Raw genomic sequence first — 13,660 nt, 5'->3', positions numbered from 1 at the left:
TATTAAGATGAAAAGAATCGTAGACTATTTTTTTGAGACAAGCAGGAGCGAAGGTAAATGAAAAAGACAGTTTAAATTAGCTCAATTATTCCGCTTTTTTTATACTGTAAGTAAATGAGTTAAATAAGGAGGAAAAAATGAAACGAGTAGGAATAGTAGGTGCAGGAATGACCGGCCTTACAGCTGCGGCTGAATTACAAAAAGCAGGAATAGAGGTCTTTCTTCTTGATAAGGGCAAAAGTGTAGGGGGACGAATGGCTACACGAAGAGTAGGGGATGGAAAAGCAGATCACGGAGCTCAATTTTTTACAGTGAGATCCGATGAATTTCAGCAAGCCGTAAATAAATGGATAGCTGATAGAAAGGTTAAAAAGTGGTTTGGTGAGCATCACCCTCGTTATCAAAGTATAAATGGCATGAATGCATTAGCTAAATATTTAGCAAAAGATCTACGCGTATACTTGAATCGAAAAGTTCAAACCATTGACTTTCAAAACGGAAGGTACCAGCTGTATACAGAAGAAAATGAGATTTTTGAAGCGACTGATATCATTCTTACACCTCCGTCTCCTCAGGTTATTGAGGTATTTAATAATAGTAAGCTGCAAGCGGACCAATCTATTCTTAAAACACTTAAATTTAGTCCCTGCTTGGTTGCTATCGTGGAGCTTTACACAGAGATGCTGTATAGTGATCATGGTCAAATCACAAATCCATCTAGCACAATCCAAAGAATTGTTAATCATGAGCAAAAAGGAATATCAAAGACGCCCGTTCTTAGCATATATATGAATAAAGACTGGTCAGAAAAACATTTTGATGAACATGAACGTGAGTTGCTGCCGATGATAAAAAATGAAATAAAAGAATGGATAGGTGCAAATCATATTAAAAGCATCCAGATAAAGAAATGGCGCTATGTAGAGGTTGAACAAGTTCTTCATCAGCCCTTTGCTAAAATTATGCCGTCGCTACTGGTGGCAGGAGATGCTTTTTTAAGAAGGGAAGACGAGACGAATCACTCACGGTTAGAGAGCGCATATTTGTCAGGCAAATCGGCAGCCGCTGAATTAATGGAAAAGAACATCTAGAAAAAGGAGGGACCAAGAAGTGAAAAATAATTGGATAATGAAACAAACGTGGAAAGATTTACTGTTTATTCATTGGCCTGTAGATCCGGCATTTTTGGCTTCTTTATTGCCGAGTCAGTTAGAGCCTGACACCTATAATGGTCAAGCGTGGATTGCGCTTGTGCCTTTTACAATGACAGACATTCGATTCAAAGGAACGCCCGCCGTGCCCATCTTTTCACGGCTATATGAGCTAAATGTGCGTACCTATGTTACATATAAAGGGGAAAAAGGCGTTTATTTTTTTAGTTTAGACGCAAGCAATCCACTAGGAGTATGGATTGCTCGTCAGTTTTTTCACTTGCCTTATTACCACGCTGCTATGACATTCAACAAAACTCAGAACTATATTTCTTTTCAGTCAGTTCGAACGCACAGAGACTCAAAAAAAGAGCGAGTAAAGCTTACATATAGAGGTACTTCTCCGTCCTATCGCAGTAGAAAAGGAGAATTAGCTCATTGGCTTACAGAGCGCTATTGCTTATTTACCACTCACCAAGGAAATGTCTACAGAGGAGACCTTTATCATGATCCTTGGGAGCTGCAAAAAGGAGAGTGTGAAATAAGAGATGATTCTATCACTCAGCCTTTTTTGCGTCCGGCGGACTATCATAATTTAACTGTACACTACGCAAAGAAAGTAACTGCTTATTTTTACCCGTTTAAGAAAGTATAGGCATCAAAATAAAATTAAAAAATCTTCATAGCCTTCTTCTTTAAGCTTCTCTTTTGGAATAAAGCGAAGAGCCGCAGAATTTACTTGATAGTATTCGCTGTTTTCTTCTGTTAAAAGTAAACCAAGATAGTTATCTCCTTCTTTGCTTTTTAGCGCTGTTGAATGCTGAGCCGGCACTTTTTTTATGTTTCCGTATAAGATAGGACGCTTAAAAATGGGCCAGCCTGTATGAGAAGGAAGCTGATCTGACGTTTTGAACAGTGCTTCTCCAGTTAGAAGGTCAACGTAAATTCCTTTTTTTTTGTTATTCCAATATAAATTTGTAAAAGGGGGTTCGGTTCCGTTTTCCTGCGTAACAAAATATTGCATAGGCGTTAGGAACTTTTTAAGGTAAGAGCGGTCCTTGGGCCAATGCTGCGTCAGAAAATCAGTTCGCCCCGAGCCTTCTTTGTATAATTTATAGTGAAATGCATTTTTTCGATAATAATCCTGCTGCTGTTCTTCTGCTTCGTAAAAAGAAGAAAAAGGTAAAATAGGTGTGACGATAGGGTTCTTAAAACGTCCGCTTTGGGCGAGCTTTCTTTTAGAATCGAGAGCCACTTCTTTTTGCTTTTCGTTATGATAAAAAATAATGGCTCGATACGATGGTCCGCGGTCTGAAAACTGTCCGGCGGAATCCGTAGGGTCAATTTGCTGCCAATACAGGTTAAGCAGCTCTTCAAACGTAATTTGAGAAGGATCCCATACAATTTGCACGGCCTCTACGTACGCGCTTTCCTGTTTAGCTTCAGAAGCGATTTGTTCATCTCTAGCGTAGCCCGAGCGGATACTAATGATTCCTGTAAGCGGATCAAAAGGAGCGACCATGCACCAAAAGCATCCTCCTGCAAACGTTGCATATTCTTTCATGTTACTTTCCTCTTTTCGTTGAATAAAATAAATGAAAATATATTTATATATTAAAATGTATAAACAAACAGAAAGCGCTTTATAACGAGTCTTGTAAGAAAGCACACTCTTATGGTATTATGACCACTGGATAAAAGAAAGATGGCTTATTGTTTACGCGAGTATCCTTATTTTATGTTCTTAAAAAGATGCAGTTTATTGTTTAAGTACTCATAGAAATACATACGTTGGAGCAGTAAGAGGAACAATTAAAAAATAAGGACGTTTTGCTCTTAAACGATACCACATTCCAGAATCTACATACCAGTTTAGGAGGAGCTAGTTTGAACACAACCCGTTTACCATCTATGTGGGAAATAATGATTGTGCTTGCTTTATTTTTAGCTGTTGTTATTTCGTTTGCAACTGTTTTTGATTTACCTATTCAGCTCGCTTTATTTATTTCATGGTTTATTGTTATGGCGCTAGGAGTACGACTTGGGTATACGTATAATCAGCTGCAAGGGGCCATTACAAGAGGAATATCAAACGGCTTAGAAGCTATTTTAATTTTATTAGCCGTCGGTACGTTAATTGGAACATGGATTGCCGGAGGAGTTGTTCCTTCTCTTATTTATTTTGGATTAGAGTTTATTAATCCAACATTCTTTTTACTTGCTACACTGATCATTTGCTCTATTACCTCGATTTCAACAGGAACATCTTGGGGAACGGTTGGTACAGCCGGAATCGCGATGATGGGAATCGGACAAGGCTTAGGTATGCCGCTTCCTTTAGTAGCTGGAGCCGTGATTTCAGGAGCTTATTTTGGAGACAAGCTTTCTCCTCTTTCTGATAGTACCATTTTATCTGCGTCAATGGCCCGAGTGAACGTTATCGATCACGTAAAAGCAATGTTAGTATTGGATATTCCTGCTTATCTCATTACGGCAGTATTATTTACGGTAACAGGGTTTATGTATGGGGGAAAAGATTTTGATGCTGGACGGGTAGAAGAATTAAAATCTTCGCTGTTGGATACATTTCACATCAGCGGGTGGATGCTGATTCCGGCTTTGGCTGTCATTGTCCTTTTAGCATTAAAGAAACCTTCTCTTCCAGCAATTGCGGTTGGTTCATTATTAGGAATTATATGGGCAGTTGTCTTTCAACATATGGATGTGGCGAGCGCATTTAATACGGCTTATGAAGGATTTAAAATTAATACCGACAACACATTTTTAAGTGAGCTATTAAATCGTGGCGGAATTTTAAGCATGGTCGGTTCTATTATTGTCATTATTTTTGGCCTAGGATTTGGCGGGTTATTAGATGAGCTCGGCGTCTTAGAAGTCCTGCTATCTAAATTTGAAAAAATTCTTGTCAATTCAGGAAACGTTACGGCTTCTACTATTTTCGTTGGATTATTAGGAAATATATTTGGTTGTGCGATGTATGTTTCATTAATTTTAACACCGAAAATTATGGAGAAAAGTTATGATAAGTTAAGAATACAGCGTCTAGTGCTTGCCCGTAACTCAGAAGTAGGGGGAACCTTAACTTCTGGAATGGTTCCGTGGACGGATAACGGTGTATTTCTAGCTACAACGCTTGGGATTTCTACATTCGCTTATCTGCCGTTTATGTGGCTCAGTTTTGTCTCTATTATTTTGGCGATTGTTTACGGATATACAGGGAAATTCATTTGGTACGTAAAAGAAGAAAAACAGCGTTCTGCTATAGCAAAATAAAAGAGTTTTAGTTGAAGAAAAATCCGAACGATGAATTGAGATTCTTAATGAAGAATCAACTTCGTTCGGATTTTTTCATTGGTATGATAAACGTAGGTTTCATGTATTTCGTTTCTTCTAGCTGTTGATCGAATTGATTTAGTTATGTCTCCAGTTCTTTTTGATCAAATCATTTCTGGGTATTCGATTTTCCAGTGAACATTTTGAAGGTAAAGCTGAACATCCGCCTTTTTTTTCTGCTGCAGAAGTTTTAGAATATGGCGGTGATGTTCATTCATTACGCGTAAAATGGCGTATAGCTCTTTTTTGTCATCGCTAAAGTACGTTTGTCTGATGAATCCGTCTTGTAAAGACACAAGCTGTTCTTTTAAGGTCACATTATCACATCGGTTCAAATATACTCGATGAAAATATGTTTGATATTTTTGATAATCCTGATAATTTTCTGATTCAATCGAAACATCGATTTTTTTAATAAGCTCATCCATCTTCGTAAAATCTTCTTCAGTTAAGTGATCAATCGACAAGGCAGCTGCCAGACCATCTAAAGCACCGACGATTTCAAACACTTCTAGTTTTTTGTGTGTGTCAATTTCCTTTACAGTAAACCCTCTGCGCGGTCTGTATTCTAATAGGTTGTCTGAAGCTAATTTAATAAGCGCTTCTCTTACAGGCGTTCGGCTGACATTCAGCTGAGAACAAATACTGGCTTCATTTATTTTGTCGTTAGGCAGCAGTGTACCTTCTTGAATTTGACTTGCTATGTAGTTATATACATGATCTTTTAATGAATGATAAATCATAGGCCCCTTGTTCATTGTTTCCCCCTAAAATAAATATCGCATCAGCCGTTCTTTCTCTTCATGTCATGGTGATGAAAGAGTATAAAAATAGCAAGAAAGAACGTACAGGTGTAAAAATAATCATATCATATCACTTCATTTAATCTTAGTTAGAATATAAAAAAATAGAATTATTGAAATATTTTTTACTATTCATTGTTGTAAAAAATCTGAAAAATGATATAATCGTAAAAAGATTTAAGAAGTGTATATTGTATACAATATACAAAATTCGTACATATCGAAGAAATAGAGCCTATTCCTGAAGAGAAGAGACTATAGAGAATATGTAAAAAAACCAAGTTTTTGGATGGGTTTACTATAAAAAGGAGGTACATAATGGGTGAGAATACAACATCTATGAATCAGTTACAAAGAAAAATGAAAAGCCGTCATTTATTTATGATTTCCCTTGGCGGTGTTATCGGTACGGGGTTGTTTCTTAATTCTGGCTATACAATTAATGCAGCAGGTCCTGGGGGAACGCTCCTTGCTTATTTAATCGGTGGATTAATTATGTATTTAGTCATGATATGTCTAGGGGAACTAAGCGTAGCAATGCCTGTGTCAGGATCATTTCAAGTATACGCTACAAAGTTTATAGGGCCGGGAACTGGTTTTGCGGTGGGCTGGCTCTACTGGCTGACTTGGGTAGTATCTGTCGGTTCGGAGTTTACAGCGTCTGGGCTGCTTATGCAAAGATGGTTTCCTGACGTTTCGGTTTGGATATGGAGCGCGCTGTTTGCTCTTTTATTATTTGGTTTAAATGCAACATCTGTACGTTTTTTCGGCGAAACAGAATTTTGGTTTTCAAGTATTAAAGTATTAACGATTATTGTATTTATTATTTTAGGCGCAGCAGCGATGTTTGGATTCATTCCCCTTAGCGGTCATGAAAAAGCGCCGATGCTTTCTCATTTTACAGGAGAGGGCGGTTTATTTCCAAATGGACTTATGCCTGTATTAATTACGATGGTTTCCGTAAGTTTTGCTTTTTCAGGAACAGAATTAATTGGTATTACGGCGGGAGAAACCGAAGATCCAGAAAAGAACATACCTCGAGCCATTAAAAATATCATTTGGCGTACATTCTTCTTCTTTATCGGCGCCATGTTTGTACTATCTGGGTTGATCTCATGGAAACAAGCAGGAGTGTTAGAAAGTCCTTTTGTGACGGTGTTTGATCAAATAGGTATTCCTTATGCAGCAGATATTATGAACTTGGTTATTTTAACAGCTTTACTATCAAACGCTAATGCAGGCTTATATGCATGCTCGAGAATGCTCTGGTCATTATCCGATCAAAAAATGGTTAGCAGCTGGTTAGGGAAAGTAACGTCTAAAGGAGTTCCATTTAATTCGTTGCTTATCAGCATGGGAGTGGCTTGTCTGTCCTTGCTGTCAAGCGTGGTTGCACCAACTACTGTTTACTTAGTATTAGTTTCTATTTCTGGATTTGCGGTGGTAGCTGTATGGATGGCTATTGCAGCTTCTCATTTTATGTTCAGAAGACGCTATATTAAAGAAGGAAATGATGTATCAAAGCTTGTTTACAAAGCTCCTTTATATCCTCTCGTTCCTATCTTAGCATTCGTTTTATGCTTTGCTGCTTGTGTAGGACTTGCTTTTGATAAGAGTCAGCGTATCGCATTATACTGCGGTATCCCATTTGTCCTTTTTTGTTATCTGTTTTATTATTTAAAAAGTAAAAAAGAAAACGGAAAAGATGACAGTCAGCCTATAGCAAAATAAAAAGCAGAAGACCTAGGTCTTCTGCTTTTTTTTGCATACAAAAACACCCTATCCATCCGTACTGGTTAAGTGTCCCGCAACAAGCGAAATTGAATTGGATAGGGTGCGTATCTATATAGTAGAGAAAGAGGCGCCATTTGTCAAACTTATTTAGCGGCGCCTTATTTAAAAATAGAAAAAAGAAAAGTTTTCACTGTTTTTTCATTTTCACTATGTATAGTAAGGGATGTAAAGAAAAGATATTCGCAGCAGCACGTCGTACAAATCCATAGAACGTAAAAGAAAGGAGGAAGTCAAATGGCTAAGCGGGATGCGTATTTTGATAACGTGAAATTTATCTTAATTGTACTGGTAGTGTTTGGCCATTTGTTAACTCCCTTCATTAATGATGAACAGTGGTTACGAACACTCTACATATTTATTTATACTTTTCATATGCCAGCGTTTATTTTAATAAGCGGATATTTTGCAAAAGGATACCGAAAGAAAGGATATATGTGGAAGATGGCGAAGAAAGTATTACTTCCTTATATTATCTTTCAACTTATCTATGCGGTATATGATTATAAACTGTATGATGAATCGTCATTTGAAGTTTCAGTATTTCAACCAGCTTGGTCACTGTGGTTTTTACTAAGTTTATTTTGTTGGAATGCGATGCTGTTCATTTTTACAAAGATCAAATATCCTTTAGCCGTCGCGGCAGTTTTAGGAATTATGATTGGCTTATGTGAACCGCTAGAAACAACGTTAAGTCTTTCTAGAACATTTGTATTCTTCCCCTTCTTCTTAGCAGGGTTTTATATGAAAAAAGAACATTTTAAAAAGTTGACGTCTGTTTCTTGTAAGAAAATAGCTGGAGGCACATTGCTCATTATTGCTCTGTGGATCCAGTACGTAGCACCGGATTTTGAGAAGGAGTGGCTATTTGGTTCAAAATCTTATGTCTCCTTAGGTGTAAATCAAGTAGAGGGAATGATCATTCGTATACTATTTTATAGCATCAGCTTAGCAATGACGGTTTCCTTTTTAGCTTTGACCCCTACACAGACGATGTCTTTTACATCTCGAGGTGCTCAAACCTTTTATGTGTATTTGCTACATGGATTTCTGATTAAATATATTCGCTTATCTTCTTTTGGAGACTGGATAGAAAATGTACAAGGATACAGCATTCTTTTGATTGGAGCTTGTGGAGTGGCGTGGCTGTTGTCGAGTAAATACGTATCTACGATTGCAAGGCCTTTAATTGAGCTTAAACCGTTACCAACGCGCAAAAGTTTAAGTTTAGGTAAGTAATGAGAAATGGAAAAGGAGTTTAATGATGTCTAAAAACAAAATAATTATGATTATCGCAGCCGTTGTCATTATTGCTGCAGTAGCTATTGGTGCCGTAGCAATGAATAAATCAAAGGTAGTTGCTACCGTTGGTGATGAAAAAATCACAAAAGATCAGCTGTATGATGCTCTTCTTGCTCAAGGAGGATCAAGCGTCCTTGATTCACTAATCGAACAAAAAGTCATTTCAAAAGAAGCAGCTAAACAAAATATTAAAGTAACCGATAAAGAAATTAATGCTGAATTAGAAAACCTTAAAAGTCAGTACGGTGGAGAAGATGCACTAAATCAAGCATTAGCATCTAGCGGTGTAAAATTGTCAGAGCTGAAAAAAGATTTAAAGACGAATATTGAAGCAAAAAAAATGGTCGAGTCGACTATTAATATTAAAGATAGTGAAATGAAATCGTACTTTAATCAAAATAAGGATTCACTAGCTACAGAAGCACAGGTAAAAGCTAGTCATATCTTAGTAGCAGACGAAAAAACAGCAAAAGAAGTAAAGGAAAAGCTTGATAAAGGAGAAGATTTTGCAAAGCTAGCAAAAGAATATTCAACGGATACAGCTTCTAAATCAGATGGCGGAAACCTTGGATACTTCAAAAAAGGCGATATGGTCGAAGCTTTTGCCAACAAAGCATTTTCAATGAAGGTAAATGAAGTAAGTGATCCTGTTAAAACAGAATACGGTTACCATATTATTAAAGTAACAGGCAAAAAAGAAGCGCAAAAAGCAACATATGAAAACAGCAAAGCAAAAATCAAGCAAACGCTGCTTGATCAAAAATACCAAACAGAGTATCCAACATGGTTACAAAAGCTAAAGAAAAAGTATGATATTACAAACAAACTTGATTCATAAATAATACCTTAACGAAATGAGGGGATGGATATGAAACAAACAGCGTCTTATAGCAAATTAGAAAAAATCGTCGAACAATTGAAGCACAGAGGTGTACGAGCTGAAATATGCCGGCGTGTTGTAAAGGTCACAGAAACTGTTAATGGATCAAATCCTTCATATTCAAATCAAATCGTTAGTCATTCATAAAAGTACAAAAGACGCGAACGGCTGAACAGCAGTTTGCTCTCGTTCTTAATACAGGTAGGGAAAATTAAAATGAAAAGAGATCAGTAGAGGCAGCTTGTTTCTGCTGATTCTTTTTGTATAATAAAGTAAACAAAAGGATGCAGGGAAATGTATCAAACGAAGGAAGGAGTTACGCAGAATGAACGTACTGCTAGCAGAAGATGATTTGCAGCTAGGTGAATTAGTTAGTTATATGCTGAAGAAAAAAGGAGGCTATAACGTCGAATGGGTGACGGAAGGGAATGATGCATATGACTATGCATCTGAAGCACATTATGATGTGTTAATTCTTGACTGGATGATGCCCAATGGAGACGGAATCGATGTATGTAAACGTCTAAGAAAAGAAGGATACGCCGGGGCCATTCTTATGTTAACAGCAAAAGATGCGGTTCAAGATCGTATACAAGGCTTAGATGCGGGAGCGGATGATTACGTTATTAAGCCATTTGAAATTGACGAGCTGCTTGCAAGGCTTCGCGCTTTGGCTCGTCGTAATTATGCACCAATTTTAGAAGAAGAAGTAGAGATTGCCAGCATGATATTAAAAAGAGCAAGTCAAACCGTGCAGTTTGACGAGGAGTTTATTCAATTAAGTCCTCGTGAATTTCAACTGCTAGATTTTTTAGTGAAAAACAAAGGACAAGTTCTTTCTCGAGATATTATTTTAGACCGGGTATGGGGATATGAATCAGATGTTTCGATTAAAACGATTGATGCGACGGTTAAACTTTTGCGGAAAAAACTAGAGAAATTCAACAAACAAGATCTTATTCAAAGCATTCGCGGAGTAGGCTACAAAATTGAAAGCTAAACTTCTTACGAGGGCTAAACAGAAAGTAAAACAAAAAGTAAAGCAAGATTTATTCAGCCAGACGCAAAATCGTTTAACATTCCGATACAGCGCATTGCTAATGCTGTTTCTGCTTTTATTCGTATTTATTGTTTATGCATTGGTGTATGTGGTTGTATCCAATAGTCAGCAGCAAAACTTAAATAGCATGTTAAAACAAGAGTCTCGAATTGTCCAAAGCATCTTAATTAAACAAGCGGTAAACAGTTCGAATCAACAGTCGAAAGAAGAGTATAAAAACATTGTCGTAGCCGGTGAAGACCAGTTTTTTTATTATGTCATCAGTCCTGAAGGGGACCTTATTATGGGCAACGAAGCGAGTGAGCGTCTTCGCTCTAACTTGTTAGATTTAATTGATGGATGGATCCCTATTGAAAACGAAGTGCGAAAAGAACGAATAAAAGCCCCGCGTCCTAGTTTTGAGCACATCGAAGGAGTAAAAGGGCAAAACGGGGAAGGCAAAATAGATATTGATTTAATGATGGCGGGGGAACCTATTTTTTATAAAGGCCAATTTTTAGGGATGCTTTATATTGGAAAAGACGTTTCGTTTCTTTATCAGCTGTTAAAGTGGCTCCTCATTATTATGCTGAGCCTTACGGTACTGTTTGTAGGAGTAGCCATTTATATCAGCCGCTTAATGTCAAAACGTGCCATGGTCCCAATTGAAACAGCTTTCCAAAAGCAAAAAGAATTTGTGGCGGATGCATCCCATGAGCTAAGGACACCGCTTAGCGTTATGCTTTCTTCTATCAACGCTTTAGAAATGCAGGAGGAAGTAACAGAAGATCCCTTCTCTAAAAAATTAATTAATAATATGAAAGCTGAAGTGAAGCGGATGACGAGTCTCGTCAGTGATTTACTTACGCTTGCACGCTCAGACTCTAATAAAGTAGAAAAAGCAATGATGCCATTTGATATTACAGATGCGGTACAAAAGGTAATGGAATCGGTTGAAACTCTAGCGATTTCTAAACATATTGATTTGCAGCTGGATACGCCTGAAAAATTAGTTGTAACTGGAGATCAAGAGCGTCTCACTCAGCTGATTTACATTTTGTTAGACAATGCGATTAAATATACGACTCCTCATGGAAGTGTAAACATTCAAGTGGTTCAGCACGGGAGTGAATGTACATTAAAAGTACGTGATACAGGGGTTGGAATTCATCCCGACGAAAAGGATCGAATCTTCGACCGCTTTTATCGTGCTGATAAATCCCGATCCCGTCAAATGGGAGGTCACGGGCTAGGCCTAGCAATCGCTAAATGGATCGTAGAAACACATAAAGGCAAAATTGATGTAGAAAGTGAACAAGAAAAAGGAAGTACATTTACAGTAAGGTTGCCAATGTCACAAAAAGTAAAAAAGAGTTAAAAGAGACTGTGACAAAATTAGTTGAAGGAAGATCCGAACGAGTTTGATTCTTGATGGAGAATCAAACTCGTTCGGATTTTTTTATGGTTAGAGTGGAGGTAGGTTTCATTTATCCAATTTGTTCGTCCGTTGATTTAGTTATGTCTCCATCTCTTTTCAGTTAGTGAAAGTGACCAAATGAAAAAGAAAAGTTTAGACAAAATGGCGAATGAAAAAATCGGATAATTCAGTTATATTAACTGACGTAATAATCAGTCTGTGTGTCAGGGTTCTTTACAATGATAAAGACTTTTTAAAGGAAACAGTGCATGATAGAACAATAGCAGACTACTTCGTTTAACAAAAAGATGAAGTAAGTAAAGGGGAGTTTGATAATATGTACGATTTAATTATTCGGGATGGTTCGGTCGTATTAGAAGACGAAATAGTAAAAGCGGACATAGGTGTTAAAAAAGGAAAGATTGCAGAAATAGCGCAAGGTGTTAGCATACCAGCAAAAAAATACGTAGATGCTAAAGGCAAATATGTTCTGCCTGGAATGATTGATATTCATGTGCATTTTGATGAACCGAGCCGAGACCATTGGGAAGGGTTTGACTACGGTTCAGCATCTATGGCCGCAGGAGGCTGCACTACATATTTTGATATGCCTTTAAACGGCGTTCCTCCTACCGTAACAGAAGCAGCGCTGTGGGAAAAGAAAAAGCTGGCTGATCAAAAGTCAGTAGTAGATTACGGTCTATGGGGAGGGTTGGTTCCTGGTAATAAAGAAGAATTAGCCAAAATGGCTCATTCGGGTGTAATAGGTTTTAAAGCATTTATGTCAGAAGCAGGTTCTGAATTTGATTTCTCAGATGACCTCACATTATACGAAGGAATGAAAGAGATTGCAAAACTAAATAAAGTGCTTGCCCTGCATGCTGAAAGAAATGACTTAATACAAAAGCTTGAACAGGCTAAACAGAAGCAAAAGCAAACGGCTATTAAAGATTATTTAGAAACGCGACCGGTTGTAGCAGAAGTAAACGCAGTAAAGCAAGCGCTTGAGTACGGTGAAGAAACGGGATGTCCGCTTCACTTTGTACACATTAGCAGCTATGAAGCAGTGCAGCTTATTACGGAAGCAAAGAAGAATGGAATGAACGTTACGCTGGAAACTTGTCCGCATTATTTACTTTTTACAGAGGAAGACTTTGAAGAAATTGGTGTAACGGCTAAGTGTGCACCTCCTCTTCGCAGCAGGAGTCAAAAAGAAAAATTATGGGCATGTATTCAATCAGAAGAAGTAGATATGATTTCTTCGGATCATTCTCCTTGCCCGATTGAGTTAAAAACAGCTCATCAGAATGATTTATTTAAAGTTTGGGGTGGAATATCAGGCGGTCAGTACTCTTTGCAAGCAATGATTAGTGAAGGAGCGATCACTAGAGGGATTTCTCTTTCTCACATTTCAAAGCTTGTATCAACCAATCCAGCTAAACGATTCGGCTTATATCCCAAAAAAGGAAGCATTTTGCTAGGAGCCGATGCGGATTTGGTTATCGTTGATCTGGATCAAACTGAAAAAGTGACAAAAGAAGGAATGGTTTTCAAACATAAGCACAGTATATATGAAGGAACGGTATTTAATAGCGTTATTTTAACTACCATTAATAGAGGAACGATTGTATACACTAAAGAAGAAGGTGTGTTTCCTCTTCACAAAGGACAAATGGTAAATGGTGAATACGTAAAATTGTAGGCACAGTGAAAAAAGAGATGAAAAATAAACCTTTTATCTCTTTTTTTACATAAAAAAATGAGGATGACTTATATTAAAAGTATTACATAGGTGAAAAAAGAGTATCTACTATAACAAAAGAGACATTTTTAAAGAAGGTTTTATTATTTTAAAAAAGTATATTTTTGATTGAGGGAAGCATAATTTAAAAAGAATAAAGCTTCTTTTTAAATATAAAGAAA

General features: G+C 37.3%; 12 protein-coding genes. 10 read left to right on the top strand and 2 right to left on the bottom strand.

The genetic code is table 11. The features are described from left to right. Positions 1–137: 137 nt before the first annotated feature. Complete coding sequence (locus ACRPLY_RS03505) at positions 138–1,091, top strand: NAD(P)/FAD-dependent oxidoreductase (protein ID WP_432231555.1); 954 nt, start codon at positions 138–140, stop codon at positions 1,089–1,091. 19 nt (positions 1,092–1,110) lie between these two features. After that, positions 1,111–1,806 carry a YqjF family protein gene (locus tag ACRPLY_RS03500; RefSeq protein WP_028413608.1) on the top strand — a complete coding sequence of 232 codons (696 nt, stop codon included), beginning with the start codon at positions 1,111–1,113 and terminating at the stop codon, positions 1,804–1,806. Between the two features lie 3 nt (positions 1,807–1,809). On the opposite strand, the gene msrA is transcribed toward ACRPLY_RS03500, so the two are convergent. Further along, entirely contained in the window at positions 1,810–2,715 is a 906-nt protein-coding gene (gene msrA, locus ACRPLY_RS03495; protein WP_251440539.1) for a peptide-methionine (S)-S-oxide reductase MsrA, read from the bottom strand. Positions 2,716–3,038: 323 nt separating this feature from the next. Between msrA and nhaC the strand changes: the two genes are divergently transcribed. Next, complete coding sequence (nhaC, locus tag ACRPLY_RS03490; RefSeq protein ID WP_028413606.1) at positions 3,039–4,445, top strand: Na+/H+ antiporter NhaC; 1,407 nt, start codon at positions 3,039–3,041, stop codon at positions 4,443–4,445. A 164-nt stretch (positions 4,446–4,609) separates the two neighbouring features. Here nhaC and ACRPLY_RS03485 read toward each other — a convergent pair whose 3' ends face one another. Then, positions 4,610–5,263, bottom strand: coding sequence for a GntR family transcriptional regulator (locus ACRPLY_RS03485; RefSeq protein WP_432231554.1), 654 nt, complete (start codon positions 5,261–5,263; stop codon positions 4,610–4,612). A gap of 363 nt (positions 5,264–5,626) precedes the next feature. On the opposite strand from ACRPLY_RS03485, the gene ACRPLY_RS03480 reads away from it, so the two are divergent. The 7 genes from ACRPLY_RS03480 to ACRPLY_RS03450 all read left to right on the top strand — a co-directional run bounded on the left by ACRPLY_RS03480 (position 5,627) and on the right by ACRPLY_RS03450 (position 13,439). Continuing rightward, positions 5,627–7,039, top strand: coding sequence for an amino acid permease (locus tag ACRPLY_RS03480; RefSeq protein ID WP_034269273.1), 1,413 nt, complete (start codon positions 5,627–5,629; stop codon positions 7,037–7,039). A gap of 297 nt (positions 7,040–7,336) precedes the next feature. After that, positions 7,337–8,338 (top strand): acyltransferase family protein, encoded by a 1,002-nt coding sequence (locus ACRPLY_RS03475; RefSeq protein WP_432231553.1) that lies wholly within the window; start codon positions 7,337–7,339, stop codon positions 8,336–8,338. A 25-nt stretch (positions 8,339–8,363) separates the two neighbouring features. Further along, the gene (locus ACRPLY_RS03470) at positions 8,364–9,239 is read left to right on the top strand and encodes a peptidylprolyl isomerase (protein ID WP_048021256.1); all 876 of its coding nucleotides are present in this window, start codon (positions 8,364–8,366) and stop codon (positions 9,237–9,239) included. 30 nt (positions 9,240–9,269) lie between these two features. Continuing rightward, positions 9,270–9,428: a hypothetical protein gene (locus ACRPLY_RS03465; protein ID WP_155017217.1), complete on the top strand. Its 159-nt coding sequence runs from the start codon at positions 9,270–9,272 to the stop codon at positions 9,426–9,428. Positions 9,429–9,606: 178 nt separating this feature from the next. Beyond that, the gene (locus tag ACRPLY_RS03460; protein WP_028413601.1) at positions 9,607–10,281 is read left to right on the top strand and encodes a response regulator transcription factor; all 675 of its coding nucleotides are present in this window, start codon (positions 9,607–9,609) and stop codon (positions 10,279–10,281) included. Then, positions 10,271–11,698, top strand: coding sequence for a sensor histidine kinase (locus tag ACRPLY_RS03455; RefSeq protein ID WP_028413600.1), 1,428 nt, complete (start codon positions 10,271–10,273; stop codon positions 11,696–11,698). The genes ACRPLY_RS03460 and ACRPLY_RS03455 overlap by 11 nt, the downstream gene beginning before the upstream one ends. Before the next feature lie 376 nt (positions 11,699–12,074). Further along, the gene (locus ACRPLY_RS03450) at positions 12,075–13,439 is read left to right on the top strand and encodes an allantoinase (protein ID WP_063247284.1); all 1,365 of its coding nucleotides are present in this window, start codon (positions 12,075–12,077) and stop codon (positions 13,437–13,439) included. Positions 13,440–13,660 lie beyond the last annotated feature (221 nt).

Origin of the sequence: Priestia sp. TGN 0903, assembly GCF_050846855.1 — a bacterium.
In the GTDB taxonomy this organism is placed as follows: Bacteria; Bacillota; Bacilli; order Bacillales; family Bacillaceae_H; genus Priestia; species Priestia zanthoxyli.
The sequence above is the reverse complement of the archived record's forward strand: the minus strand, read 5'-3'. Positions and strand labels throughout refer to the sequence as shown.

Coding starts and splice junctions, on each gene's coding strand:
- ACRPLY_RS03505 (WP_432231555.1), top strand. CDS start 138: ATGAAACGAGTAGGAATAGTAGGTGCAGGAATGACCGGCCTTACAGCT.
- msrA (WP_251440539.1), bottom strand. CDS start 2,715: ATGAAAGAATATGCAACGTTTGCAGGAGGATGCTTTTGGTGCATGGTC.
- ACRPLY_RS03485 (WP_432231554.1), bottom strand. CDS start 5,263: ATGAACAAGGGGCCTATGATTTATCATTCATTAAAAGATCATGTATAT.
- ACRPLY_RS03480 (WP_034269273.1), top strand. CDS start 5,627: ATGGGTGAGAATACAACATCTATGAATCAGTTACAAAGAAAAATGAAA.
- ACRPLY_RS03475 (WP_432231553.1), top strand. CDS start 7,337: ATGGCTAAGCGGGATGCGTATTTTGATAACGTGAAATTTATCTTAATT.
- ACRPLY_RS03470 (WP_048021256.1), top strand. CDS start 8,364: ATGTCTAAAAACAAAATAATTATGATTATCGCAGCCGTTGTCATTATT.
- ACRPLY_RS03465 (WP_155017217.1), top strand. CDS start 9,270: ATGAAACAAACAGCGTCTTATAGCAAATTAGAAAAAATCGTCGAACAA.
- ACRPLY_RS03460 (WP_028413601.1), top strand. CDS start 9,607: ATGAACGTACTGCTAGCAGAAGATGATTTGCAGCTAGGTGAATTAGTT.
- ACRPLY_RS03450 (WP_063247284.1), top strand. CDS start 12,075: ATGTACGATTTAATTATTCGGGATGGTTCGGTCGTATTAGAAGACGAA.